This is a genomic window from Desulfitispora alkaliphila (assembly GCF_050433185.1).
GTDB classification, from domain to species: Bacteria; Bacillota; Desulfitisporia; order Desulfitisporales; family Desulfitisporaceae; genus Desulfitispora; species Desulfitispora alkaliphila.
Genome location: NZ_JBNPXS010000002.1, coordinates 111,003 through 131,802, shown reverse-complemented (window position 1 = coordinate 131,802; position 20,800 = coordinate 111,003). Strand labels below are relative to the sequence as shown.

The following is a 20,800-nucleotide window of genomic DNA, read 5'->3' as shown; positions in this document are numbered from 1 at the left end:
ATTAGTCCCTAGCTAATTAAAACTTCGCATCTTATAAAAGATAAAAGAAGGAATTATAAAAGTTTTGTTAAACTTACTTTAGTAGAGATACTCGCTTTATTTTAAATGACCAAAATCACGAGGTGAGGTATGGGACATGATTTTATAGTTGCTTTTGGTTGGATTTCTCTTGCACTAGTTGTTGGTACCGTCCTAAGGTCTAAAATCTCCTTTCTGCAAAGTATGCTGGTTCCTAGCTGTGTAATAGGTGGGCTGGTTGGCTTCGTTTTAATTAATACGGGCATAATACATGTCCCCGCAGAACTTTTGTCAATCATAGCTTTTCAATTGTTTGTTATATCCTTTATCTCAATAGGGTTAACTGATGTAGAAAGACAACATACAAATCAATCAAACATCCTGGGGAAAAACTTGATCAAAGGGGCCATATGGATGGCTGTAGTTTGGCAGGTAATACTCATTGCCCAAAGTATTGTCGGGGTAGGTACCATCATGGTTGCTAAGCTGTTTGGAAGTTCTATGGATCCCTATTACGGATTTCTACTCCCCTTTGGATTTGCTCAAGGACCAGGTCAGGCTGTAGCCTTTGGTACAATGTTTGAGGGTTTTGGATATGAGAATGCGGCCTATGTTGGATTGACCATTTCAGCTATAGGATTTTTGCTTGCCTTCCTGGTGGGTGTTCCCCTTGCTCGATTGGGAATAGTCAGGGGTTTGGCAAAAAATGCCGGGAATATTTCTGAGGATTTGCTTAAGGGCTATTTTCCTAAGGAAAGACAAAAGGAAAGTATGGGTTACTTAACCTTTCATAATGCCAATATAGAAACTCTAGCGTTTCACTTTGCTCTAATTATGATTACTTATCTAATTGCATACAGTTCTCTTAACTGGATTGCAGAGTTAATACCGTCTATGTTAGGTACAATCATACTAGGCATTTTATTTGTATGGGGCTTATTGACAGGATACCTTGTCAAATGGATCATGCGAAAATTCAAAGTTGCACAAGTTCACAGCAATGATATTCAAAAAAAGATTACAGGCTGGTTTACAGATTATCTAATTGTCTGTACGTTTATGACTGTGCAGTTGAGCATTCTCAAGGAATGGATTTCTCTTATTATCATCACCTGTCTTGTCGGTGGACTGGCTACAGCATTGATCGCATTTTATTTTGGTCAAAGAACTGGCTTGTCCAGTGATTTTGAAAGAAGTGTCGGTTTGTATGGTATGGCAACCGGGACAGTGCCAAGCGGCATAGCGCTTGTTAGAATTATGGATCCAAACTTTAAGACAACAATATGTGTAGAATTTGGTATAATGCAAGCTGTAGGTTTGGTTTCATTAGTTTATCTATCATTGATACTTAAACCAGTTGTGTCAGGTTGGAGCTTAGAATGGACGATGCTTGCACTGGTAGCTTGTTTGATACCTTTACTTATAATATTAAAGGTATTTAAACTTTGGGTAAAAAGAAACTAAAAATTTAAGCACTCTCTTTTTTAAGTCACAGCTGCCCTTGCCGCAGATAATCTCCAGTTCCTTCCTGCAATAGAAATCACTGTTTTTGTCTTTGTTTTCAAAGCTACCAATAGGGGCACGTATTATAGTACTCCAACATGCCCCTCCCTCTCTTCCCATTTTCACTTATTTGTCTACAGCTTCACCAGCACCTTGCCCAGCCTAGTAGTTACAGTTTGGCGTAGCTCTCCGGAGGTGCATTTGCTGTCCACATATTTAGTTACTATCTTTTCTACTTCCTCCCTTTCCTTGCCTCCAAAGCGGGATAGCATATCTGTTAAGATGGTTATGGCGTCTTCCCGCTTCATTATATCTGGATTACTCTCCTCCCACACCTTAAAGCTTAACTGATATCCTCTAGTGTATAAGTAATTGACAATATAAAAGATATCCCCAGGCCAAGGAGGCATTTCCTCTTGGTATACTTCCGGCCATAATTCAATCAGGGCAGGACTATCCCGCCTGCCTGCAAAGCTACTGATATAGCAGTATTTAGTGGCACATGCCAAAGCCTTTTCCAGGGTTTCTGCATCATTAATCCCCGGATTCATCGAGGAAAATACTATATCATAGCTACCCCTTAGGTTATATTTATCAATATCCATCTCTTCTTCCCATTTGTCCTCGATGGTTTCTATATTAGTCAGCTTATTATCAGCTGCATATTGCTCCATCAGCTCTATCATCCTACTCGAAGGCTCTAGTGCAGTGACTGTTTGACACTCTTTAGCCAAGGGAATAGCAAATGATCCAGGGCCTGCTCCGATATCTAAAATCTTTGATCCAACTAGTTCTACTCCTTCACTTCTCAGCCAGGTTATGATCTTGTTAACTCGCTTTTCACCCTGCTTACCTGTGGTGTTTTTCTTGAAATTCTCGGCTCTTCGATTCCAAAAGCCAACCACATCTTTATCATTATCTTTAAACAAGGAGCTTTCTTTCGCTTGCTTCCACACCTGCTCCCAGTATGGGTATTGATTTGGATTATTTTCTATTTTAAACATCTCCTCTCAAGATATCTTACACCTACTCTCCAAAATGGGCATGGCTTCCACCAGCGCCTGGGTGTAGCTGCTTTTAGGGCTACCAATCACTTGACTTGTGGGCCCCTCCTCCACAATCTGACCTGAGCGCAATACCAGCATCCGATCACTGACCTTTCTGGCAAGGGCCATGTCATGAGTAATAAAGACTATACTCAACCCCCGCTGCTCCTGTAGGTTTAATAGTAGCTTCGCCACTTTTGCCTGAACACTAGGGTCCAAGGCAGCAGTGGGCTCATCTGCTATTAGCAGCTTGGGGTTTAAAACCAAGGCCCTGGCTATTGCTACTCGTTGAGCTTCCCCTCCGCTCATGTGGTGTGGGTAGACCTGCAGGAATTCCTCGTCATTGGGCAGCTCTACCTGAGCCAAAACTTCCTTCACCCGCTCTTTTCTCTCTTCTACAGTTCCCTGCTTGTGAATATCTAAGGGCTCCTGCACCGCTTCTAACACTGTCATGCGGTGACTAATGGACTGCCCTGGATTCTGGAATACCATCTGAACTAGTCTGCTGTATTCTTTACGCCTTCTTTTGTCTCCAACACTGATCCCGTCCACAGAAACACTGCCCTCATTGCTAGGCAAAAGACCCATAATCAGCTTGCCCATAGTGGTTTTGCCCGAACCGCTCTCACCCACTAAGGCCATTGTCTCACCCTGATATAGGGTAAAGCTCACTTTGTCTAAGGCTCTAAATCCATCAAAGGCCTTCCCCAGCTCCCCTACTTCTAGTACGGGCACTATTCCTCCACGCCAGCAGGCGACTTCCCTATTGCTATTAATTTTATCCAATTGAAGCATCGGGGTCTCACTGCTACACCTGGCTAAGCTCTGGGAGCAGCGCTGAGAAAATCCACACCCTTCAGCACTCCTAATCATCTGACCAGGGATGCCCTGAAGATCTTTGGCGGTAGTCATATTGGGAAAAGATCGCAATAATCCTCTGGTATACGGGTGCCGTGGCTGGGATAACACCTGCAGGGCAGGCCCTTTCTCTACTATTCTGCCATTGTATAGTACAGCAACTTCATCAGCTAGTTCTATAGCCGTATCCATGTGATGGGTTATCAACAGGAGACTACAGCGCTTTTTAACCTGCTTCAACAGGCTCACAATTTCCACTTTAGTGAGGGGGTCCAGCGCAGCAGTAGGTTCATCTAGAATTAGTAGCCTAGGTTCATTGGCCAAGGCCATGGCAATAAGAGCTCGCTGCTTTTGACCACCTGAGAGCTGATGGGGGTAGTGATGAAAAAGTCTCTCCTCAAGCCCAACCTCTCTCAAAACAGCAGTGCCCTTCTTCTCTGCTTCTTTCTTTCCGCATCTCTGATGCACTGTGATTGGCTCTACAACTTGACTGAAAACCGGGTAAAGAGGGTTTAGAGCACTCTCAACATTTTGAAAAACCATGGCTATTTTATTCCACCTGATTTTCTCAAGATCCTTTTGATTGCATTGAAGCAGGTCTTGCTCATCCAGCATAATCTTCCCTTCAACCTGTCCCCTACACAACCCCATGGTAGCAAGAGCTAAGCTAGTCTTACCCGTACCCGATTCTCCCACAAGGGCCATAGAGGTCCCTGTAGGCACCCTTAGGTCTAGACCCCTGATAATTTCCTGATTATCATAGCTTATTGTCAGGTTACTAATCTCAAGCATTGCCATTCCTCCTCAATCTGGGATCTAAAGCGCTCTCCAAGGCAAACCCCACAAAGCTCAGTGCCATTACAGTAAAAGACAAACACAATCCAGCTGGCAACAGCCACCAAACCCACACATCTAGATAAACAAACTGAAGCGAGTGGTAAATCATCTTGCCCCAGCTGACCACTGTGGGGTCAGTCATCCCCAAAAAGGACAATCCAGCTTCCATAAACACTGCCCGCCTAGCCCCTTGAATGGCTCCTGCCGTCAAGATAGGGCCTAGGTCTGGGATTATGTGTTTTCCTGTAACATAGAGCCAATTAGCTCCTGCCGCCCTAGCAGCCCAAATATGCTCCCGCTCCTTTAATGTCAAGGTCTGAGAGCGAATTATTCTGGTACTAGCAGGCCACTGGAGCAATCCCAGTATAATAATCAGCTGAATCGTTCCCGGTTGTATGTACACGGCTACTAAAATAACAATAATCATAGCTGGCATAACCAGGAATATATCCACAGTGCGCATGGCCATCCGATCCCATGGCCCTCCTAACACAGCAGCTGTGGTGCCCATTAAAAGTGCTATCGTTGTGGCTAGAAGACTAACCCCTAGGGCTACTGTCAGGGAAGTCTTAGCACCTGCTAGGAGTCGAGAAAAAATGTCCTGCCCTACATCATTAGTTCCCAGCCAATGTTCTCCCGAAGGCTTGACAAATGCTTCTGCTGCATAGTCGCCAGGAGCATAGGGAGCAATTATATTTCCCATTACCGCAACTACCAAAAGCAGTGTCAGCATCACCAAACCCACTCTTCCCATATTGTTTCCCGTGACTTCTTTTACATAGTTAATATGCATTTTTAACCCTCGGATCTATTTTTCTATAACTCAAATCAGTTAGATAATTAAATACTAGTACAAATAAGGCTACCACTAGAAGCACCCCCTGCATTACTGGGTAATCTCTGGCATAGAGGGCTGTGTGTATTACTGTACCTAACCCCGGGTAGGAAAAGACTATTTCCACAAACATTGCGCCTGTTACCATTCTCCCCAGCTGCATCCCTGTTCGGGTAACTAATGGCATCAGGGAGTTTTTCCCCGCATGCTTATATCTAATTTGGCTCTTTGATAATCCCTTGGCTTTGGCTGTGGTAATATAGGGCTCACTGATAGTAGCAATCATTGTGTTCCTGGTCATAAAGTAGGCTCCCGTAATATTCACTAGGGTCAGGGCAGTTACGGGAAGAGCTAGGTGAAGTAGCACATCTGCAAGTAGAGCTATGCCCGTTAAATCAGCATAGGCTGTCATCCCTCCGCCCATAGGGAAAATTCCCATCCCTACAGAAAACACTAGCAGCAGTACTATCCCCATAAAGAAGTCAGGCATTCCGTTTAAAAGCATCAATCCCCCTAGCATGGATAATTCCCACTTACTACCCCGCCTCCAGCCAGACTCTATACCCATCATAGCTCCGATCAAGGTAGATAGTACTATGGCAGTTCCTACTAAAAGCAGGGTCCAGGGCAAAGCCCCTAAAATCACCTCTATCACAGGAGCCTTATAATAATAGGAGTAACCCAAGTCTGCTCGAGCCATAGACCCTACATAGGCTATAAACTGCTCTCCTATGGTGTCATCCACAGCCATACGCTCTCGCAGCTGTTCCTGCATCTGCTCCGACATGGTCATCACTGCCTCTTCACCATAAATAGCCATAAAGGGGTCCCCAGGCATGAGCCTGGGTATGGTAAAATTCAGTATTAGGATTATGGCAAATGCAATAATGTAATTGCTGGCTACTTTCCCCTTCATGGCTAACTCCTTTCAATTAAAAGGTTATTGCACAAAGCTCATCTTATCAAAGGCTATAGGGACACCTCCCCCCATACCCCCAGAAGGAACATAGAACTCAAATCTTCCATCGTGACCCCAAATGCTATCTGGGTAGTATAAGGTTAAGCAGGGTACATCTTCACTATACAGCTCCTGAATGCGGTCAACCTTTTCTCTACGAAGGTCCTCATCCATAATTTTCGCTTGCTCTTGTAGGAGCTTTGTCAGTTGTTCGTTGTCCCGATACCGGGCACTATTAAAGTGCTCACCTAAAATCATTCTGTTGAGTATATGTGGATCACTTCCCAGTCCACCGTGACCTGAAAGAGCTATATCAAATTCCCAGTTACTCACTCTACTATCTAATGTTGTGTTCTCCAAGCTGCGTAAATTTACTTCAATCCCCACCTGCTCTAGCTGCCTTTTAATGTTCTCAGCCTCCCGCTCAAAGCGTGACATCAAAACCAGTTCTAGCTTCAGCTCTTCTATCTCCATTGCCTCTAAAATAGTCCTTGCCTTCTCTGGGTCATGGTTGTACTGTTTAATATTTGGATTATACCATTGGGAATCTTTAGATAACAAACCAGGGTTTCCTGAAACTCCGTTCCCTCTGAGCACAACCCTCACAAGCTCCTCCCTATCAATAGCATAGGCTAGTGCTTGTCTAAACCGAACATCACTCATGGGCTCTTTTTGATGATTTATCATCAGTTTTGCATTCCAGTCATAGGTTCCCCTAACTACAGTTAAGCCTTCCTCTTTTATTTCCTCAACCAACTCAGATGGCACTGTAGCAAAATGTACATCCCCCCGCTTCAGTGTAGCAGGCGCCATCTCATCGCTGATTTTCACAAACTGAAGTCTGTCCACCTGCACTTGGCCTCCATAGTAGTCTGGGTTCTTCTCATATAAATATGTTCCCTGCTCTCGGTTGTAATCTCTCAATATAAAAGGACCCGTGCCCATCACTGCCTCAGGCTCTGAAAACTCCATTGGATTATCCACACTGCTCCAGATGTGCTCTGGCAGCATGGGTACTGTGGCAGCCACATTGTTTAAAAAGGGAGCACTGGGCTCTTTTAAATACACTATGACCTCTCGATCAGATATCACTTCTGCTCGATCAACGCTTTCTATATCAGACACAAAGGTATAGGGATGCTCCTTCATGTATTCAAAGGTAAAGGCCACATCCCTACTGGTAAAATCTTCTCCATCATGCCATGTTACCCCTTCATTTAATACAAACCTATAGGCTATCTCTTCCTCTAGATACTCCCACTCCTCTGCTAAAGCCGGGATAAAGTCCTGTTTGTCCTTCCAGATTAATTTATCAAATAGATAACTCATTCGCACATAACCCGGACCCCGCTGGTAATGCTGATAGGGAGTAGGATAACCCCAGTCTCCGGTTGAGCAAGCAACTACAAAGGTGTTAACTGACTCACTATCTTTTTCACCTACATCCTCACTACCTCCACAGCCTACAAGCATCACCATGGATAGTATTAACGCTATACACAATATTGCCCACTTTCTTGCTACCAACCCCTGTTGTATTCGGCTCCAGCACATTGCAGGCATACCAGTTCACCTCCTACAACCCTTATCTTTGACTCCATTGCTCCCTCTCTACACTGGGCACAAGTCACTGTATTGAAAATCTTGGCCTTATGCGGAAATTCCAAGTCGATCTTCTCTACCTTGGCAAACTCTGCCTTAGGCATTTTTACAATATTGTAAGCCCTATCCCAGTGTGCCTTGTTAAACTGCTCTTCCTCCTCTGGAGTAGCCTGCCCACTCATTACCTTTTTTCTAAGCGCTTTTGCATCCTCTGACACTGACATGACCCCTAGCTTTACGGCTACTCTAACCGCATCTCCTGTTCTTCTATTTCCCAGGATTAATACCTGCTTGCCGTAATCTCTGTAAATCAGATTACCTTTACCCATTGTGCAACCAGTTAGTACTTGAACCGCATCTACACCACAGGCATCATTCTCCACAATGGCTACTAACTCTTCATCTTCAGCTCGCTCTACCCCTAACTCGGCCAAGGCAATTTTAGTGGCATTGTAACCTAGAGCCAAGCCTGGACATACATGACCGTGAAATTGAACACATGTCTCAAACATCTAATAATCTCCTCCTTTTGACAAATAAAAAAAGCAGACCAAAAAATCACGTCTTTTGACATGACCTTCGTGGTCTACTCTAGCCTTCGTGGCTTTATTGTTAGAATATTTATACTATTAACACAATCTTACTGCTATCCCTTGTCTTTGTCAAGATAAATTATAAGTCTGCTGTCAAGATAATGTTTGTACCAGGACTTTTTGCATCAACTGGATTAACTGTAATTAATACACCTGCTAATTTTCCCAAACTCTCCTGGCTTACTGGACATGTTAGTATATGAGCCTTATCTAAGCTGTTTTCTAAGTTGCCTGCACAAATAAACTTAACTATTCCAGCTATATTTAACTCCAGCCAAACCTGATACTTCACTTCTTCTTCCCCTCCCAGGGGTATGACCTCAATTCCAGGAAGGTTTTTTGTTACAACCTTGATTGCCTTGTTATCAGAATCCACTTGAATATAGCCACTGATATTTGGTATCATGCCCGTGGGCACAAGTTTAACTTTATGACTCAAGATATCTCAGCTCCTTTTATTAGGCTTAGATATCTTATTCGCTTAGCATAGATATTGTTAACAACGAAATTATCTCTCTAGCTTTTCTAAGCGGGCTACTCTATCCTTTATGGGAGGATGAGTGCTAAACATGCTGCTCAACTGGTCCCTCGTCAGTGGGTTTATAATAAACATATGAGATGCAGCTTCGTTAACCTGCATAGGTGCTCTTTGAGCGCCTCGCTCTAATGTCATAAGAGCGCTAGCAAGTCCCTTGGGATTTCCAGAAATCTCTGCTCCTACTTTGTCAGCCTCGTATTCGCGGCTTCGGGATATTGCAGATCTAACCAAAAGTGCGGCTATAGGCGCCAAGATCACAGCCAAAATCTGAACCACTGCAGTAGCGGCATTTCCACCCCTATTACCCCTACCAAACATAGCTCGATAGCGTCCCATTTGGGCAATCATTGTCAGGGCGCCTGCCAATACTGCCGCAATAGTGCTGATCAAAATATCCCTATTCTTAATGTGGGCCAGCTCATGGGCCACAACCCCTTCTAATTCCTCTCGATCCATCATTCGCACTAATCCTGAAGTAACAGCAACCACCCCGTTCTTAGGGTTTCGGCCTGTAGCAAAAGCATTGGGCTGTGGGCTATCCATTAAGTAAAGCTTAGGCATAGGCATATTAGCCCTTTCGCACAACCTTCTAGTCATATCGTACAGCCACGGTGCTTCTTCTTCAGATAAGGGCCTTGATTTGGTCATCTTTAGCGCTAACTTATCGCTAAACCAATATGTTCCAAAGTTCATCACAATAGCAAACACAAAGGCGAACTGAACGCCAACGTCCCCAGCTATTAGATTACCTGCAACTATAAATATTACGGTCAATACTATCATCAAAGAAAATGTCTTTATTGTGTTCAAAAAATCACCCCCAGCAGTTTTTCAATCTGATATATATTATATCAGATATGGATTGAAAAACAAAAGAGCAAACTATGCTTTTGAACTTGCAAGGCGTTGTGATATTTTTAATGCTAACCCAGCTCCAATAAATGCTTTTATAAAATCAAACCCGATAAAGGGAAAAAAGCCTACCTTTAATGCAGCGCTTACAGATACAGCAGCACCCACATAATAATTTAATACTACATACATATAAGGAAGACCTATAGCATAGATTACAGCTAATCCCGCTACCATAGCTCCCATGTATACTCCAAAGGTGTGTCTACCAACTCGCTCTACAATAAAACCAATCACATAAGCCCCTGCTATAAAACCAAATAGAAAACCTGCTGATGGTTTTAACAAGTAACCCAGGCCCCCATAGGGAGGAGATGCAAACACAGGAATTCCCACTAGCCCTATCATTACATATATCAAAAAGCTTAACGCTGCCAACTTTGACCCCAACAGTATTCCTGCTAGCATAGCTATTAATGGTAGCATGCTAAAGGGAACAACTGCCTCACCACCGTACTTGGAAATCATAGCTGCTACCACGCAGATTGCAGCAAATAGGGATACTAATATCATATCTCTGGTGCCTATCTTCATTTCACATTCACTCCTTCAAATTAATTAATGTATACTAGTGTAATTATGTAAACTTTTTTTTATCAGTGGTTAACAATTGTCCTAAAATAAAACTTGGCTTTTGCCAAGATTTATTTAGCCACTCTAATGGACACGTCTCCAGCGGATACAGCTTTTCTACCTTTTTCAGTCTCTACTAACAGGGAACCGTCAGCATCTACTCCTTGAGCAATTCCAGTATATTGATGGCTAAATTCCTGAACCAAAACCTCTTTTCCGTAGGTCAAGTCAAGCTCTTGCCACCTTTTCAGGGTGCTCTCAAACCCATTCCCCACAAAACTAACATACTCACGTTCTAACTCCAGTAAAATCTGGGCAGCTATATCCTGCCTCAGGGCCCGTTGCCCACTGGCTAAGGCCACTGAAGTAGCTATATCATTCAGTTCTTCAGGAAAATCAACAGCTTCCTGATTCACGTTTACTCCCATTCCAATTATTACATAGTCGATTAGATCTACCTCCGCCTTCATCTCGGTCAGAATACCACAAACCTTCTTACCCTGATAGTAAAGGTCATTTGGCCACTTTATTCCCAGCTCCACTCCAGTAACATTTTTCACTGCTTTAACTACTGCCACAGCTGCCACAAAGGTAAGCTTAGCTGCCCCTGTAGGCGGTATCTTAGGTCGCAGCACAACAGACATCCAAATGCCCTTTTGGTCAGCGGAATGCCAAGCTCTGCCCCTTCTCCCCCTGCCTCCAGTTTGCTCCTCTGCAATAGCTAGGGATCCCTCTAGAGCTCCTTCATCCGCAAGCCTTTTAGCCCAGGTGTTGGTGGAATCCACTTGCTTTTTATAGTGGATGTCCCGAGAGAAAATGCTGTCCCCTAGCTTTATCTTAAGCTCTGGAGGATATAATATGTCGGGAGCTTCTACTAACATATAACCTCTACGGGATTTAGATTCTATTAAATATCCTTCTGCCTTGAGAGAATTTATTTGCTTCCAGATGGCTGTTCTGCTAACACCTAATTGGACGCTTATATCCTCTCCAGAGATAGGTGTACCCTTATTATGCTTTAACAGCTCTAATATCTTCTGTTTCATATGTTTACCTCACTAGCTTAATTTGTTTAACAGTAGCATACAATAAGGGAAGTCTTTTGTCAACCATCTATATTTTAAGGTTAACAAGACTCCCCTTTAATTATTTATCTAACTCAGCTATTTTGTCACCTATAATCCAGTAACGAAATGGTTTACCTGTAAACCCGTGAATTGCTCCAATCATAGCGTAGCCCAACACTGCAAACTGTGCTAATCCAAATAATAAACTCATTCCTCCAAGGCTCCATAAGCCTGCTTGGGGACTGACCCATATACCCCTGCTATGCAACAAACCAAATCCCCCAGCAAAGCTAGCCATAATGGTGGCTCCTATTACCATGCCCAATAGGTAGACAACTATTTGGTAGCCCATTGCCTGTTTGGCGTGCTCTGCCACAAAACTAGATGTCTTTTTTTTGCTCAGATATAGTACTACTACCGCTAGAAACCCAACTAGATTGAAAAATATGGCTAAGTGACTAGCACCTGCAAATAGTTTATCTTCCCCCTCCAAGCTATCACCCCGTTCTATTTAATATCTCCATGACGTTCTCCTATAGCTATTTCCTCTACTTCATTTCCCTCACCCATAAATATGAGCTTAGGCTTATGCTTCTTCGCTTCCTCTTCAGTCATAATTGCATAAGATAGAATAATTGCAGTATCTCCTGGCTGCACTAAGCGAGCTGCTGCCCCGTTCAGACAGATAACTTTTGATCCCCGCTCTCCTGATATTACATAGGTCTCAAGTCTAGCTCCATTGTTGTTGTTTACCACGTGCACCTTTTCATTTGCTAGGATGCCTGCCTCATCTAATAAATCCTGGTCTATTGTAATGCTTCCCACATAATTAAGATTAGCCTCTGTAACCGTAGCCCTGTGAATTTTTGATTTTAACATTTGTAAAAACATCTCACTTCACCTCCAGTATAACATTATCGATAAGTCTCGTCTTTCCAAACCTCACTGCAAGTGCTATTAGCACCTTACCCTCTAACACCTCTAATTTCTGCAGATTGTCGCAATCCCTAACTTCTACATAATCTATCTCAGCCAGGGACGCTTGTTGTAGCTCCCTGGTTATTCTATCTTTAATTAATTGAGCACTTTTTTCCCCACCTGTTACCAACCCCTCAGCTAACTTTAAGGAGTTGTATAGCACTGGAGCTTGTTTCCGCTCTTCCGAGCTCAAATACACATTCCGAGAGCTCATAGCTAAGCCATCCTCTTCCCTTACTATGGGAACAGTTACTATCTCAAGGGGCATATTCAAATCCTTTACCATCTTTTCAATTATCAATTTTTGCTGAGCATCCTTTTGACCAAAATAAGCTCTATCTGGTTGCAAGATATTAAATAGCTTTGCTACTACCGTAGTAACTCCGCGAAAGTGCCCTGGGCGCGAACTACCACACATTACGTCATTTAACCCTGTTACTTCTACGAAAGATGAGTGGGTTGAAGAGTACATTTCTCTAACCGAAGGTGTAAAAATCACATCTACTCCTACCTGGTTGGCTTCATTCTGATCACGGCTCAAATCTCTAGGATATTCCTCGTAGTCTTCACCAACCCCAAACTGCAAGGGGTTTACAAAAATACTCACTACTACTAAGTCACATTCTTCCTTTGCCCGTCGCATCAACTCTAAGTGTCCTTGGTGAAAGTAACCCATTGTGGGTACTAGCCCTATGGAAAGTCCTTCTTGTCTAACCCCTTTGAGCCATTTCTTATATTCTTCTATATCTTTAATTGTCTTCACTGACAACACCAACCTTCACATCATTTTTGCTAAGAAGCTGTGTTAAATTCAGGGCTAGCTCAGAACTCAAATCTCCCCGTTGCTCAGTGAGTTGCACAGCAACTTTTCCCAGATCTCTGTAAAGAATATCATACTGAGGCATGGTTTCTTCTATAGCACTACAGTGCCTCTGCACTGTTGTAATGTCTCCCCGCGCAATAGGACCTGTAAGAGACTTGGGGACACCAAGCTTTTCTATATTAGATACGCTCCCCTTTATCAGTGGCAATAGTGCCTCCAGTGCCATTTCTCTAGTAAATCCTGAGCGCTCCATCATTTCACAGGAAACCTGAGTGAGTGCCACTAGATAATTAGAGGCCACCACAGCAGCTGCATGGTATAGAACCTTATGTTCTGTTTCTATTACTTGCAATTTACCTTCTAAGTGATTAACCAACGTTTTTAACTTTGTCTCAATTAACTCTTTGTCACCCTCTAGAGTAAATACAGCTCCCCCAATCATTCTAACTGCCTGTTCTGCAGTAGCAAAAGACTGAAGGGGATGAAAGGAAGCTGTGGCTAACCCTTTTGCTTCTAGACTTTTTAATACATGGCAGCTGTGTACTCCACTGCAGTGTATCACACCTTTGCTTCTTCTATAGTCTTTATTGAGTTTGAGAGAAATCTCATTAGCTACTGCTTCAATGGCATCATCAGACACAGAGAGGACCGTAAGATCAGCTGCGACCACAACCTGGTCATTATCCATTACTTCTGCTCCTACTTCTCCGGCAAGCTTTTCAGCCTTATTTTTACTTCTACTGGCAACTGCCACAACTTGATAGCCTTTTATGGAAAGCAACTTCGCCAAAGCAGAACCCACTCGACCAGCTCCTACTATTCCCAACTTCACAGCGCCACACCTCCAAAAATAAATAAACGCCTCCCCTGACATCTACGGGAAGGCGTAAAAAACCACAGTCCTCCTATGGTAAATAACTGACACTTCTTCCCGTCTCGGTCTAAACAGATCCAAGCGGTATTTTGTTTGCATTATATCATCTTTTCTATCCCTACACAACAGCCCTTACGCTGAAGATCTTCTAGTTTATCATTTAAAATTATCTTGTCAGGAGTCATCAGTTCAGGTGCTATTTCCATCAAAGGTATTAGTACAAAACCTCTTTCCAACATCCTCGGGTGAGGAACAGTAAGCTTTTCAGTCTGTATGGTTTTCTTTCCATAAAGTAAAATATCTATATCTATAGTCCGCGGCCCCCAGCGCTGTTCTCTAACCCTACCTAAGTCTAGCTCTATTTTCTGTAAAAAGTGCAAAAGCTCCCCTGATAACAGTTCAGTTTCTATTTCCAATGCAGTATTTACAAACCAATCCTGATCAGTGTAGCCTATAGCTGGGGTTTTGTACATGGACGCCTGCTTTACTACCCTGATTTTAGAGTTTTTGTCTATTAGCTCTATTGCCTGTAAAATGTTTTTTTCCTTTTCTCCCACATTACTGCCTAAACTTAAATATACTTTGTTAGTCATTTCTCTCCCTCATTATCTCTATAGCAACGTTATTAAAAATCCCTGCAATTGGTGCTTGAGGTTTATTGACCCTAACCTTACACCAATAAACCTTATCTATTGTGAGCACATAAGATGCTATTTCTTCTGCTAGCTTCTCAATTAGATTAAATTTTTGGTTCACTACTATATTTTTAACCCCATCATAAACAGTGGCGTAATTAATGGTATCCTCTATTTTATCTGACTTTCCAGCTTTTGCTCCCTCAAAGCCTATTTCCACATCTACTAAAAAACGCTGTCCCAGATCTTTTTCCTCCTGGAGGACACCGTGATAAGCGTAAAATTCCAACTTTTCCATGATGATTTTTTCCATTAGAAACTCCTCCGGACAATAGCATCTGTCATCTTAACTGTTCTAGCCATTTCTGTTACATCGTGAATACGCACTATATCTGCTCCTTTTGCTATCCCCAGGGTAACTGTTGCCCCAGTTCCCTCTATCCGTTGATCTGCAGGCAGGTCTAAAGTTTTGCCTACTATAGACTTTCGAGATGTGCCCAGCAACAACGGATATCCTAGTGTCTTAAATTCTTCTAAACGATACATAACTTCCAGGTTCTGTTCATAGGTCTTCCCAAAGCCTATCCCTGGGTCTATAATTATATTTTCTTTCTTCACTCCAGCTTCCAAGCACTTAGCAATACTCTCTCGAAAACTTTTGAATATATCTCCCATTAAATCTCGGTAGTCGGTTCCCTGTTGATTGTGCATAATTATATAAGGTAGCTCTGATTTCGCTACTACTTCCGCCATTTTCGGATCTGGGTTTACACCCCACACGTCATTTATCATGTGAACCCCTAACTCTGCACAGCGTTCTGCCACTTCGCTTTTATATGTATCTATGGAGATGGGAACTTCCAGCTGACTTACAAGAGCCTCCACTATAGGGACAACTCTGTGCAGTTCTTCCTGTAAATCTACTGGGCTGGCGGTAGGTCTAGTGGATTCTCCACCCACATCAATAATATCTGCACCCTCTTGGACCATTTGCTTAGCTCTTTCTAAGGCTGATTCAACCTGATGGAATTTCCCCCCATCAGAAAATGAATCGGGAGTCACATTTAAAATCCCCATGACCAATGTTCTATCGCCTAGTAATAGCTCTTTACCGTTACAGTTTAACACCCTGGCCTTTTTTCCCTCCCAAGCGCCTAGAGCTTCTTTTATTTCTGATCCAATTTGCTTTAAGCCAAAGGGCTGCATTCGCAATTTATTGCACAGCTGTTGTAATTGCTTAACTGTACCCATTAAGATTACATCAGTCTTGTCCACACTATGGGCCACTACCCCTCTAGCCACAGCTGCATCTCCACCCTTTGAGAGAATATCCTGTTTTAGTATATTAGCAGCTTTTATTGAAACCCCTTCAAGTTTTATAACTCGATGCACTGCTTTGGGGGCCATCAATTTAACTCCTTCTACATCTGCTCCCACTAGAGATATTTCTCGCCTCGCTTCAGCTTCACCGATTATGGGAATTACTCGCACATTTGCTTTATTCAACCTGAACACCCCTCTTTTGCTTGCAATTAGTATACTACTGGTGCTATTTCCCAAGAAAGCTTTTTATACTTTTTACAGCTCTCTTTCACCGAACAGTAGTAGCACTGTCGCGAATAGTTATCTGCTTTAGACAGAATTTCTCCCAGTAAACTTGTAAAACCATGGTATTTCCTATGCTCACCAATGGCACTACATATTATATCAATATCCTGTTCATTAAATCCACTATTCTGTAATATGAGAAATGCCATCTCTGCACTAGCTTTGGCATGACAACGTCCTGTATCATACTGAGCCCATCGGCCGATATCATGGAGAAGCGCTGCTGTATAAATTATTTCCTTGGCGTCGGAGCGTTTTTTTAACTCTTCTAAACTCACATCTTTGCTCTCCAACAATAAAATATACGCTATTCGGGCTACATCTAATAAATGTTGCCAGTGATGTTTGCAATATTTGCGCTGACGCTCAACTTTTTTTATCTTTTCCAGATGGTGCTGATATTCACTAGTAGCTATTAACTTGTTTAATTTGTTCATTTTATCACCTAGTAGAAAAATCCCCAGGTTCTTGCCCTGGGGATTTGTAGTTATTAGAATAACCCTGTAATTACACCATTTTCATCAATATCTATTCTATTTGCTGCTGGTTCTTTAGGTAACCCAGGCATAGTCATAATTGCACCAGTAAGTGCTACTAGGAAACCAGCTCCTGCAGAAAGTCTTACTTCACTTACAGTGATATCAAAGTCTGTTGGGCGACCGTACTTAGTCATATCATCAGAGAAGGAATACTGCGTTTTAGCCATGCAGACTGGTAGTTTGTCATAGCTAAGCGCAGTAAACTCTTCAATCTGCTTTTCAGCATTTTTAGTAAAGTTTACTCCATTCGCTCCGTAAATTTCTTGAGCAATCTTTCTTATCTTTTCCTTGATAGGCAGGTCTAATTCGTATAGAGTCTCGAACTTTGCCTCTTTTGTTTCAATTGTTTTAACAACTTTTTCTGCTAAATCAGCACCACCGGCTCCACCTTTAGTAAATACTTCGGACAGAGATACTTCCACTCCAAGTTCATTGCATCGATCTTCTACAAACTTAAGCTCTGCTTCAGAATCGGTTGGGAACCTATTAATAGCCACTACTGGCGGTACGCCAAACTTCTTCACGTTCTCAATATGCTTTTCTAGGTTTACAAAACCAGCTTTAAGTGCATCCACATTTTCAGCACCTAAATCTGTTTTTGGCACCCCTCCATGCATCTTCAGAGCACGAACTGTAGCTACTATGACAGCTGCATCTGGCTTTAAGTCTGCAAATCTACACTTTAGGTTAAAGAACTTCTCAGCTCCCAAATCAGCACCAAAACCTGCTTCAGTAACCATGTAGTCAGCTAGTTTAAGGCCCAACTGAGTAGCCATTACACTATTACATCCATGAGCTATGTTGGCAAAAGGTCCACCATGCACAAATGCCGGTGTGTTTTCTAGGGTCTGAACTAGGTTTGGCTTAATCGCATCCTTCATCAGTAGAGCCATAGAACCTTGTGCTTTTATATCTTTAGCAGTAACAGGCTTTCCGTCATATGTATACGCTACAACAATCTTACTGAAGCGCTCTTTTAAGTCCTCCAAGTCTGCTGCCAAACACAGGCAAGCCATTACTTCAGAGGCCACCGTTATATCGAAGCCACTTTCTCTAGGAACTCCGTGTGCTTTTCCTCCTAATCCCACTATTACATTTCGTAATGCTCTTTCATTCAAGTCTAGCACTCTTCGCAACACAATTCTACGAGGATCTATATTTAGTGCATTTCCCTGCTGGATGTGGTTATCCAATAATGCTGCTAATAAGTTGTGTGATGTTGTGATAGCATGAAAGTCCCCAGTAAAGTGCAGGTTAATATCTTCCATAGGTACAACTTGAGCGTAACCACCTCCTGCTGCACCACCCTTTACACCAAAACTAGGTCCAAGAGAAGGCTCCCTCAATGCTATTACTGCTTTCTTGCCAATGTGATTTAGTGCTTGACCCAAACCTACAGTTGTGGTGGTCTTACCTTCTCCCGCCGGCGTTGGAGTAATAGCTGTAACTAAGATCAGTTTCCCATCGGGCTTATCTTTCAGTCTGTCCCAAGTCTTCAGAGATACTTTTGCCTTGTAATTTCCGTACAGCTCGACCTCATCTTGCGGAATCCCCAAACCCTCTGCGATTTCCATAATCGGCTTCATCGTAGCTTCCTGAGCAATCTGGATATCTGTCTTCACTTCATCCCACTCCTTTTTATAATTATTGTTGTGTAATAAAAACCATGTCCCTTTAGCATACATGAGTTTTATTCTATTATGACACTCTCTTTTCCTGCAAAATAAATGTAAGATTTATAATTGTCTGTAAATTTATTACTTATTTAAGATTATTGCGAACTAGGATTATTCCGAACCACCCTGGACAGAAATACTAAATCGCTTCGCCTCTCTTTTAATTAAATCCGAGCAACGTTTAATTAATACTTCTTCTTTGGGCATTTCGATCTTAATAATCACTTGCCCTCGCTCAATACCTACCTTTGCAGATATTTCTGGCCCCAACTTGTGATCTTGTTCAAGCGCCCTTAAAATTAGGTGACCGTAGCGAACATCATCCGTTCCCATAGAAAAAATCAATTTTGTCATATCTCTACCTAGACATATCCATAGAACTGACTCCCCCACAGGTTCCGTTGATTTAATATCTGCTAGAATACTGGGCAAGTTACAAAAAGCTCTCTTGTCATGGATTACTTGCCCTGAAAAATTTTGCATAAGGAAATCTAACCAGAACTTCTGGTTTTCTTCTTCGTTTAGACCTAGGCCTTCTAGTGTTAACAAATGAGCTTGAGTTTCTTTCGCAGCTCCCTTTTGAACTGCCTTTAAAATATTTATTAAAACTCCCCCTAAATATTCCTCGTCCACAATAAAACTGTGCTCAGTTCTTTCACTATTCTGATAAAGTGTCACTGCATAACTAGTGGCAATGGCCAACCTAAGTGCTAGTTGTTGCTCATCATTGATGCTGGATACACTTAGCACCCTACCGGTTACCTTTTTCATAATATCACCTCATAATTAACCCGGTATTTTTATTGCTCCAGCAAGATCCCCTTTTTCTTCAAGGCATTTTTAATATCTTTAATAATGGCATCGCTCTCTGCTTCAACAGTATGCAAATGAACTCCATCTGTCAATGCAGAAAGGGGCTTTGCATCAGACTGCTTAATGCTTTCTAAAAAGTCTTCTATATCCTTATTAGTTTTTAGCATTAACATTCCCTTTAGTTCCCCATAAACAGGATGTTCTACAATCACATCAACCACTGTTCCTCCTGCCTTTACAATTATACTTAGCTCCTCTTCAAGCTGCTGTGAACCAGTGTGATGGCAAGCTATTTTTTCCCTTACTTTAATCTGTCCAAATGTAGCTACTAGTACATATCCTTGGGGAGTTGCAAGAACCTGCTCGCCTGCTGCTCGTAATAGTGCCACATCCTGTACTATAACCTGCCTACTAACACCTAACTCTTTTGCCAAACTAGTACCAGTTACCGGCCCTGTGCTGTTTTTCAAAATTTTTGAAAGTCTTTGCCTTCTATTTTCAGCATCCATCGACATTTTCTCCACACCTACTTATTGTTACATTTCTCCATAAACTTGTTACTCTCAATTAAAAACCGCTGATGAGTACCACTGCCAACCCTCTCTCTTTCATCAAAGGCTTCTACTTCGAAGGTCAACTTGCGTTTATCCACGTTTATTAATTTAGCTTTTGCCTTTACTTTCATGTTGATAGGAGTGGGCGCAAGGTGCACTATATCTACACTCATCCCCACAGTTTCATACCCTTCAGGCAATTTGCCCTTAAGCGCATTGCAACTTGCCTCTTCCATCAATGCCAACATCATAGGTGTTGCAAATACCTTTAGGTTACCACTTCCCACTGCTAACGCAGTATTATTCTCATTTACACTGGCTTCAGCATCTCCTACTAACCCTGCCACTAAGTCTAATTCCACAATTTCACACCCCTTTTTTACTTAACCTTAATATAGAATTCTTCGTAATTTTATTTTTTCCTTTTAGTGCATTTTCATGAATTAAAAAAAATACACCAAAACCATACAGTTCTCTTGGTGTATTTTTACTTTTATTACTCGTAGATCCAATTGTCTCCTGCTAACTGATAACTAACCAGCTCTTCAGGTTTAAAGTATAATTCTATTTCCCTTTTAGCGCTATCAACGGAGTCAGAACCGTGAATAACGTTTCTCCCAATCTCAACTGCATAAGTACCTCTAATTGTACCAGGATCAGCTTCCTGAGGATTCGTAGCACCCATCATTTTACGAGCTGCCCGAACTACACCTTTGCCCTCCAGTACCATAGCTACTATTGGACCTGAAGTTATATACTGGATAAGCGGTTGAAAAAAGGGCTTTTCCTTGTGTTCTCCGTAATGTTGCTCTGCTAATTCCTGTGGCATCTGCATCATTTTTAATCCCACAATCTTATAGCCTCTCTCTTCAAACTTAGAAATAATTTTGCCAGCTAGATTGCGCTGTACCCCATCGGGCTTTACCATAACAAATGTTCTTTCCATGGATACATTCCCCC

24 protein-coding genes are annotated in these 20,800 nt (G+C 42.3%); 1 reads left to right on the top strand and 23 read right to left on the bottom strand.

Going from position 1 to position 20,800, the window contains the following annotated elements:
• The first annotated feature begins 129 nt into the window (after window positions 1-129).
• A complete protein-coding gene (locus tag GGQ84_RS01530) occupies window positions 130-1,482 on the top strand; it encodes a sodium/glutamate symporter (protein ID WP_429158191.1) in 1,353 nt (450 codons plus the stop codon).
• Between the two features lie 173 nt (window positions 1,483-1,655).
• Here the strand turns inward: GGQ84_RS01530 and GGQ84_RS01525 are convergent, their stop codons facing one another.
• The 23 genes from GGQ84_RS01525 to ndk all read right to left on the bottom strand — a co-directional run bounded on the left by GGQ84_RS01525 (window position 1,656) and on the right by ndk (window position 20,786).
• Entirely contained in the window at window positions 1,656-2,525 is an 870-nt protein-coding gene (locus tag GGQ84_RS01525; RefSeq protein WP_429158188.1) for a class I SAM-dependent methyltransferase, read from the bottom strand.
• 6 nt (window positions 2,526-2,531) lie between these two features.
• Entirely contained in the window at window positions 2,532-4,217 is a 1,686-nt protein-coding gene (locus GGQ84_RS01520; RefSeq protein WP_429158186.1) for an ABC transporter ATP-binding protein, read from the bottom strand.
• A complete protein-coding gene (locus tag GGQ84_RS01515) occupies window positions 4,210-5,055 on the bottom strand; it encodes an ABC transporter permease (protein WP_429158184.1) in 846 nt (281 codons plus the stop codon). The genes GGQ84_RS01520 and GGQ84_RS01515 overlap by 8 nt, the downstream gene beginning before the upstream one ends.
• Window positions 5,045-6,013: an ABC transporter permease gene (locus GGQ84_RS01510; RefSeq protein ID WP_429158181.1), complete on the bottom strand. Its 969-nt coding sequence runs from the start codon at window positions 6,011-6,013 to the stop codon at window positions 5,045-5,047. The genes GGQ84_RS01515 and GGQ84_RS01510 overlap by 11 nt, the downstream gene beginning before the upstream one ends.
• Before the next feature lie 24 nt (window positions 6,014-6,037).
• Window positions 6,038-7,618, bottom strand: a complete 1,581-nt coding sequence (locus GGQ84_RS01505) for an ABC transporter substrate-binding protein (RefSeq protein WP_429158179.1) — start codon at window positions 7,616-7,618, stop codon at window positions 6,038-6,040.
• Window positions 7,576-8,169, bottom strand: coding sequence for an FmdE family protein (locus GGQ84_RS01500; protein ID WP_429158176.1), 594 nt, complete (start codon window positions 8,167-8,169; stop codon window positions 7,576-7,578). Before GGQ84_RS01500 ends, GGQ84_RS01505 begins: the two co-directional genes overlap by 43 nt.
• Before the next feature lie 160 nt (window positions 8,170-8,329).
• The gene (locus tag GGQ84_RS01495) at window positions 8,330-8,689 is read right to left on the bottom strand and encodes a hypothetical protein (RefSeq protein WP_429158173.1); all 360 of its coding nucleotides are present in this window, start codon (window positions 8,687-8,689) and stop codon (window positions 8,330-8,332) included.
• A gap of 69 nt (window positions 8,690-8,758) precedes the next feature.
• Window positions 8,759-9,571 (bottom strand): zinc metalloprotease HtpX, encoded by an 813-nt coding sequence (locus tag GGQ84_RS01490; protein ID WP_429158241.1) that lies wholly within the window; start codon window positions 9,569-9,571, stop codon window positions 8,759-8,761.
• Between the two features lie 99 nt (window positions 9,572-9,670).
• Window positions 9,671-10,234: a biotin transporter BioY gene (locus tag GGQ84_RS01485; RefSeq protein WP_429158170.1), complete on the bottom strand. Its 564-nt coding sequence runs from the start codon at window positions 10,232-10,234 to the stop codon at window positions 9,671-9,673.
• A 110-nt stretch (window positions 10,235-10,344) separates the two neighbouring features.
• Window positions 10,345-11,319, bottom strand: coding sequence for a biotin--[acetyl-CoA-carboxylase] ligase (locus GGQ84_RS01480; RefSeq protein WP_429158168.1), 975 nt, complete (start codon window positions 11,317-11,319; stop codon window positions 10,345-10,347).
• Between the two features lie 100 nt (window positions 11,320-11,419).
• Window positions 11,420-11,833, bottom strand: coding sequence for a magnetosome magnetite crystal formation protein family (locus tag GGQ84_RS01475; protein WP_429158165.1), 414 nt, complete (start codon window positions 11,831-11,833; stop codon window positions 11,420-11,422).
• Window positions 11,834-11,847: 14 nt separating this feature from the next.
• Window positions 11,848-12,231 (bottom strand): aspartate 1-decarboxylase, encoded by a 384-nt coding sequence (gene panD, locus GGQ84_RS01470; RefSeq protein WP_429158162.1) that lies wholly within the window; start codon window positions 12,229-12,231, stop codon window positions 11,848-11,850.
• A gap of 1 nt (window position 12,232) precedes the next feature.
• Window positions 12,233-13,081 (bottom strand): pantoate--beta-alanine ligase, encoded by an 849-nt coding sequence (panC, locus tag GGQ84_RS01465; RefSeq protein WP_429158159.1) that lies wholly within the window; start codon window positions 13,079-13,081, stop codon window positions 12,233-12,235.
• Window positions 13,068-13,973, bottom strand: a complete 906-nt coding sequence (locus tag GGQ84_RS01460) for a Rossmann-like and DUF2520 domain-containing protein (protein ID WP_429158156.1) — start codon at window positions 13,971-13,973, stop codon at window positions 13,068-13,070. The genes panC and GGQ84_RS01460 overlap by 14 nt, the downstream gene beginning before the upstream one ends.
• 140 nt (window positions 13,974-14,113) lie before the next feature.
• Window positions 14,114-14,608, bottom strand: coding sequence for a 2-amino-4-hydroxy-6-hydroxymethyldihydropteridine diphosphokinase (gene folK / locus GGQ84_RS01455; protein WP_429158153.1), 495 nt, complete (start codon window positions 14,606-14,608; stop codon window positions 14,114-14,116).
• Window positions 14,601-14,963 (bottom strand): dihydroneopterin aldolase, encoded by a 363-nt coding sequence (gene folB, locus GGQ84_RS01450; RefSeq protein WP_429158150.1) that lies wholly within the window; start codon window positions 14,961-14,963, stop codon window positions 14,601-14,603. Before folB ends, folK begins: the two co-directional genes overlap by 8 nt.
• The gene (gene folP, locus GGQ84_RS01445; RefSeq protein ID WP_429158148.1) at window positions 14,963-16,156 is read right to left on the bottom strand and encodes a dihydropteroate synthase; all 1,194 of its coding nucleotides are present in this window, start codon (window positions 16,154-16,156) and stop codon (window positions 14,963-14,965) included. Before folP ends, folB begins: the two co-directional genes overlap by 1 nt.
• Before the next feature lie 26 nt (window positions 16,157-16,182).
• Window positions 16,183-16,695, bottom strand: coding sequence for an HD domain-containing protein (locus GGQ84_RS01440; RefSeq protein WP_429158145.1), 513 nt, complete (start codon window positions 16,693-16,695; stop codon window positions 16,183-16,185).
• Between the two features lie 53 nt (window positions 16,696-16,748).
• Window positions 16,749-18,419 (bottom strand): formate--tetrahydrofolate ligase, encoded by a 1,671-nt coding sequence (locus tag GGQ84_RS01435; RefSeq protein WP_429158142.1) that lies wholly within the window; start codon window positions 18,417-18,419, stop codon window positions 16,749-16,751.
• Between the two features lie 165 nt (window positions 18,420-18,584).
• Window positions 18,585-19,244: a hypothetical protein gene (locus GGQ84_RS01430; RefSeq protein WP_429158139.1), complete on the bottom strand. Its 660-nt coding sequence runs from the start codon at window positions 19,242-19,244 to the stop codon at window positions 18,585-18,587.
• A 29-nt stretch (window positions 19,245-19,273) separates the two neighbouring features.
• On the bottom strand, window positions 19,274-19,795 hold the full coding sequence (locus GGQ84_RS01425) for a transcription repressor NadR (protein WP_429158136.1): 522 nt from the start codon (window positions 19,793-19,795) through the stop codon (window positions 19,274-19,276).
• 17 nt (window positions 19,796-19,812) lie between these two features.
• Window positions 19,813-20,202, bottom strand: a complete 390-nt coding sequence (locus GGQ84_RS01420; RefSeq protein WP_429158133.1) for a thioesterase family protein — start codon at window positions 20,200-20,202, stop codon at window positions 19,813-19,815.
• A gap of 134 nt (window positions 20,203-20,336) precedes the next feature.
• Window positions 20,337-20,786: a nucleoside-diphosphate kinase gene (ndk, locus tag GGQ84_RS01415; RefSeq protein ID WP_429158130.1), complete on the bottom strand. Its 450-nt coding sequence runs from the start codon at window positions 20,784-20,786 to the stop codon at window positions 20,337-20,339.
• Window positions 20,787-20,800: the final 14 nt, after the last annotated feature.

What these genes read in the sequence shown, in the direction of transcription:
- GGQ84_RS01530 (WP_429158191.1), top strand. Translation starts at nt 130, where the DNA reads ATGGGACATGATTTTATAGTTGCTTTTGGTTGGATTTCTCTTGCACTA.
- GGQ84_RS01505 (WP_429158179.1), bottom strand. Translation starts at nt 7,618, where the DNA reads ATGCCTGCAATGTGCTGGAGCCGAATACAACAGGGGTTGGTAGCAAGA.
- folB (WP_429158150.1), bottom strand. Translation starts at nt 14,963, where the DNA reads ATGGAAAAAATCATCATGGAAAAGTTGGAATTTTACGCTTATCACGGT.
- GGQ84_RS01440 (WP_429158145.1), bottom strand. Translation starts at nt 16,695, where the DNA reads ATGAACAAATTAAACAAGTTAATAGCTACTAGTGAATATCAGCACCAT.
- GGQ84_RS01515 (WP_429158184.1), bottom strand. Translation starts at nt 5,055, where the DNA reads ATGCATATTAACTATGTAAAAGAAGTCACGGGAAACAATATGGGAAGA.
- GGQ84_RS01510 (WP_429158181.1), bottom strand. Translation starts at nt 6,013, where the DNA reads ATGAAGGGGAAAGTAGCCAGCAATTACATTATTGCATTTGCCATAATC.
- GGQ84_RS01485 (WP_429158170.1), bottom strand. Translation starts at nt 10,234, where the DNA reads ATGAAGATAGGCACCAGAGATATGATATTAGTATCCCTATTTGCTGCA.
- GGQ84_RS01425 (WP_429158136.1), bottom strand. Translation starts at nt 19,795, where the DNA reads ATGGATGCTGAAAATAGAAGGCAAAGACTTTCAAAAATTTTGAAAAAC.
- GGQ84_RS01490 (WP_429158241.1), bottom strand. Translation starts at nt 9,571, where the DNA reads ATGATAGTATTGACCGTAATATTTATAGTTGCAGGTAATCTAATAGCT.
- GGQ84_RS01520 (WP_429158186.1), bottom strand. Translation starts at nt 4,217, where the DNA reads ATGCTTGAGATTAGTAACCTGACAATAAGCTATGATAATCAGGAAATT.
- GGQ84_RS01500 (WP_429158176.1), bottom strand. Translation starts at nt 8,169, where the DNA reads ATGTTTGAGACATGTGTTCAATTTCACGGTCATGTATGTCCAGGCTTG.
- folK (WP_429158153.1), bottom strand. Translation starts at nt 14,608, where the DNA reads ATGACTAACAAAGTATATTTAAGTTTAGGCAGTAATGTGGGAGAAAAG.
- panD (WP_429158162.1), bottom strand. Translation starts at nt 12,231, where the DNA reads ATGTTTTTACAAATGTTAAAATCAAAAATTCACAGGGCTACGGTTACA.
- GGQ84_RS01430 (WP_429158139.1), bottom strand. Translation starts at nt 19,244, where the DNA reads ATGAAAAAGGTAACCGGTAGGGTGCTAAGTGTATCCAGCATCAATGAT.
- ndk (WP_429158130.1), bottom strand. Translation starts at nt 20,786, where the DNA reads ATGGAAAGAACATTTGTTATGGTAAAGCCCGATGGGGTACAGCGCAAT.
- GGQ84_RS01525 (WP_429158188.1), bottom strand. Translation starts at nt 2,525, where the DNA reads ATGTTTAAAATAGAAAATAATCCAAATCAATACCCATACTGGGAGCAG.
- GGQ84_RS01480 (WP_429158168.1), bottom strand. Translation starts at nt 11,319, where the DNA reads ATGAAACAGAAGATATTAGAGCTGTTAAAGCATAATAAGGGTACACCT.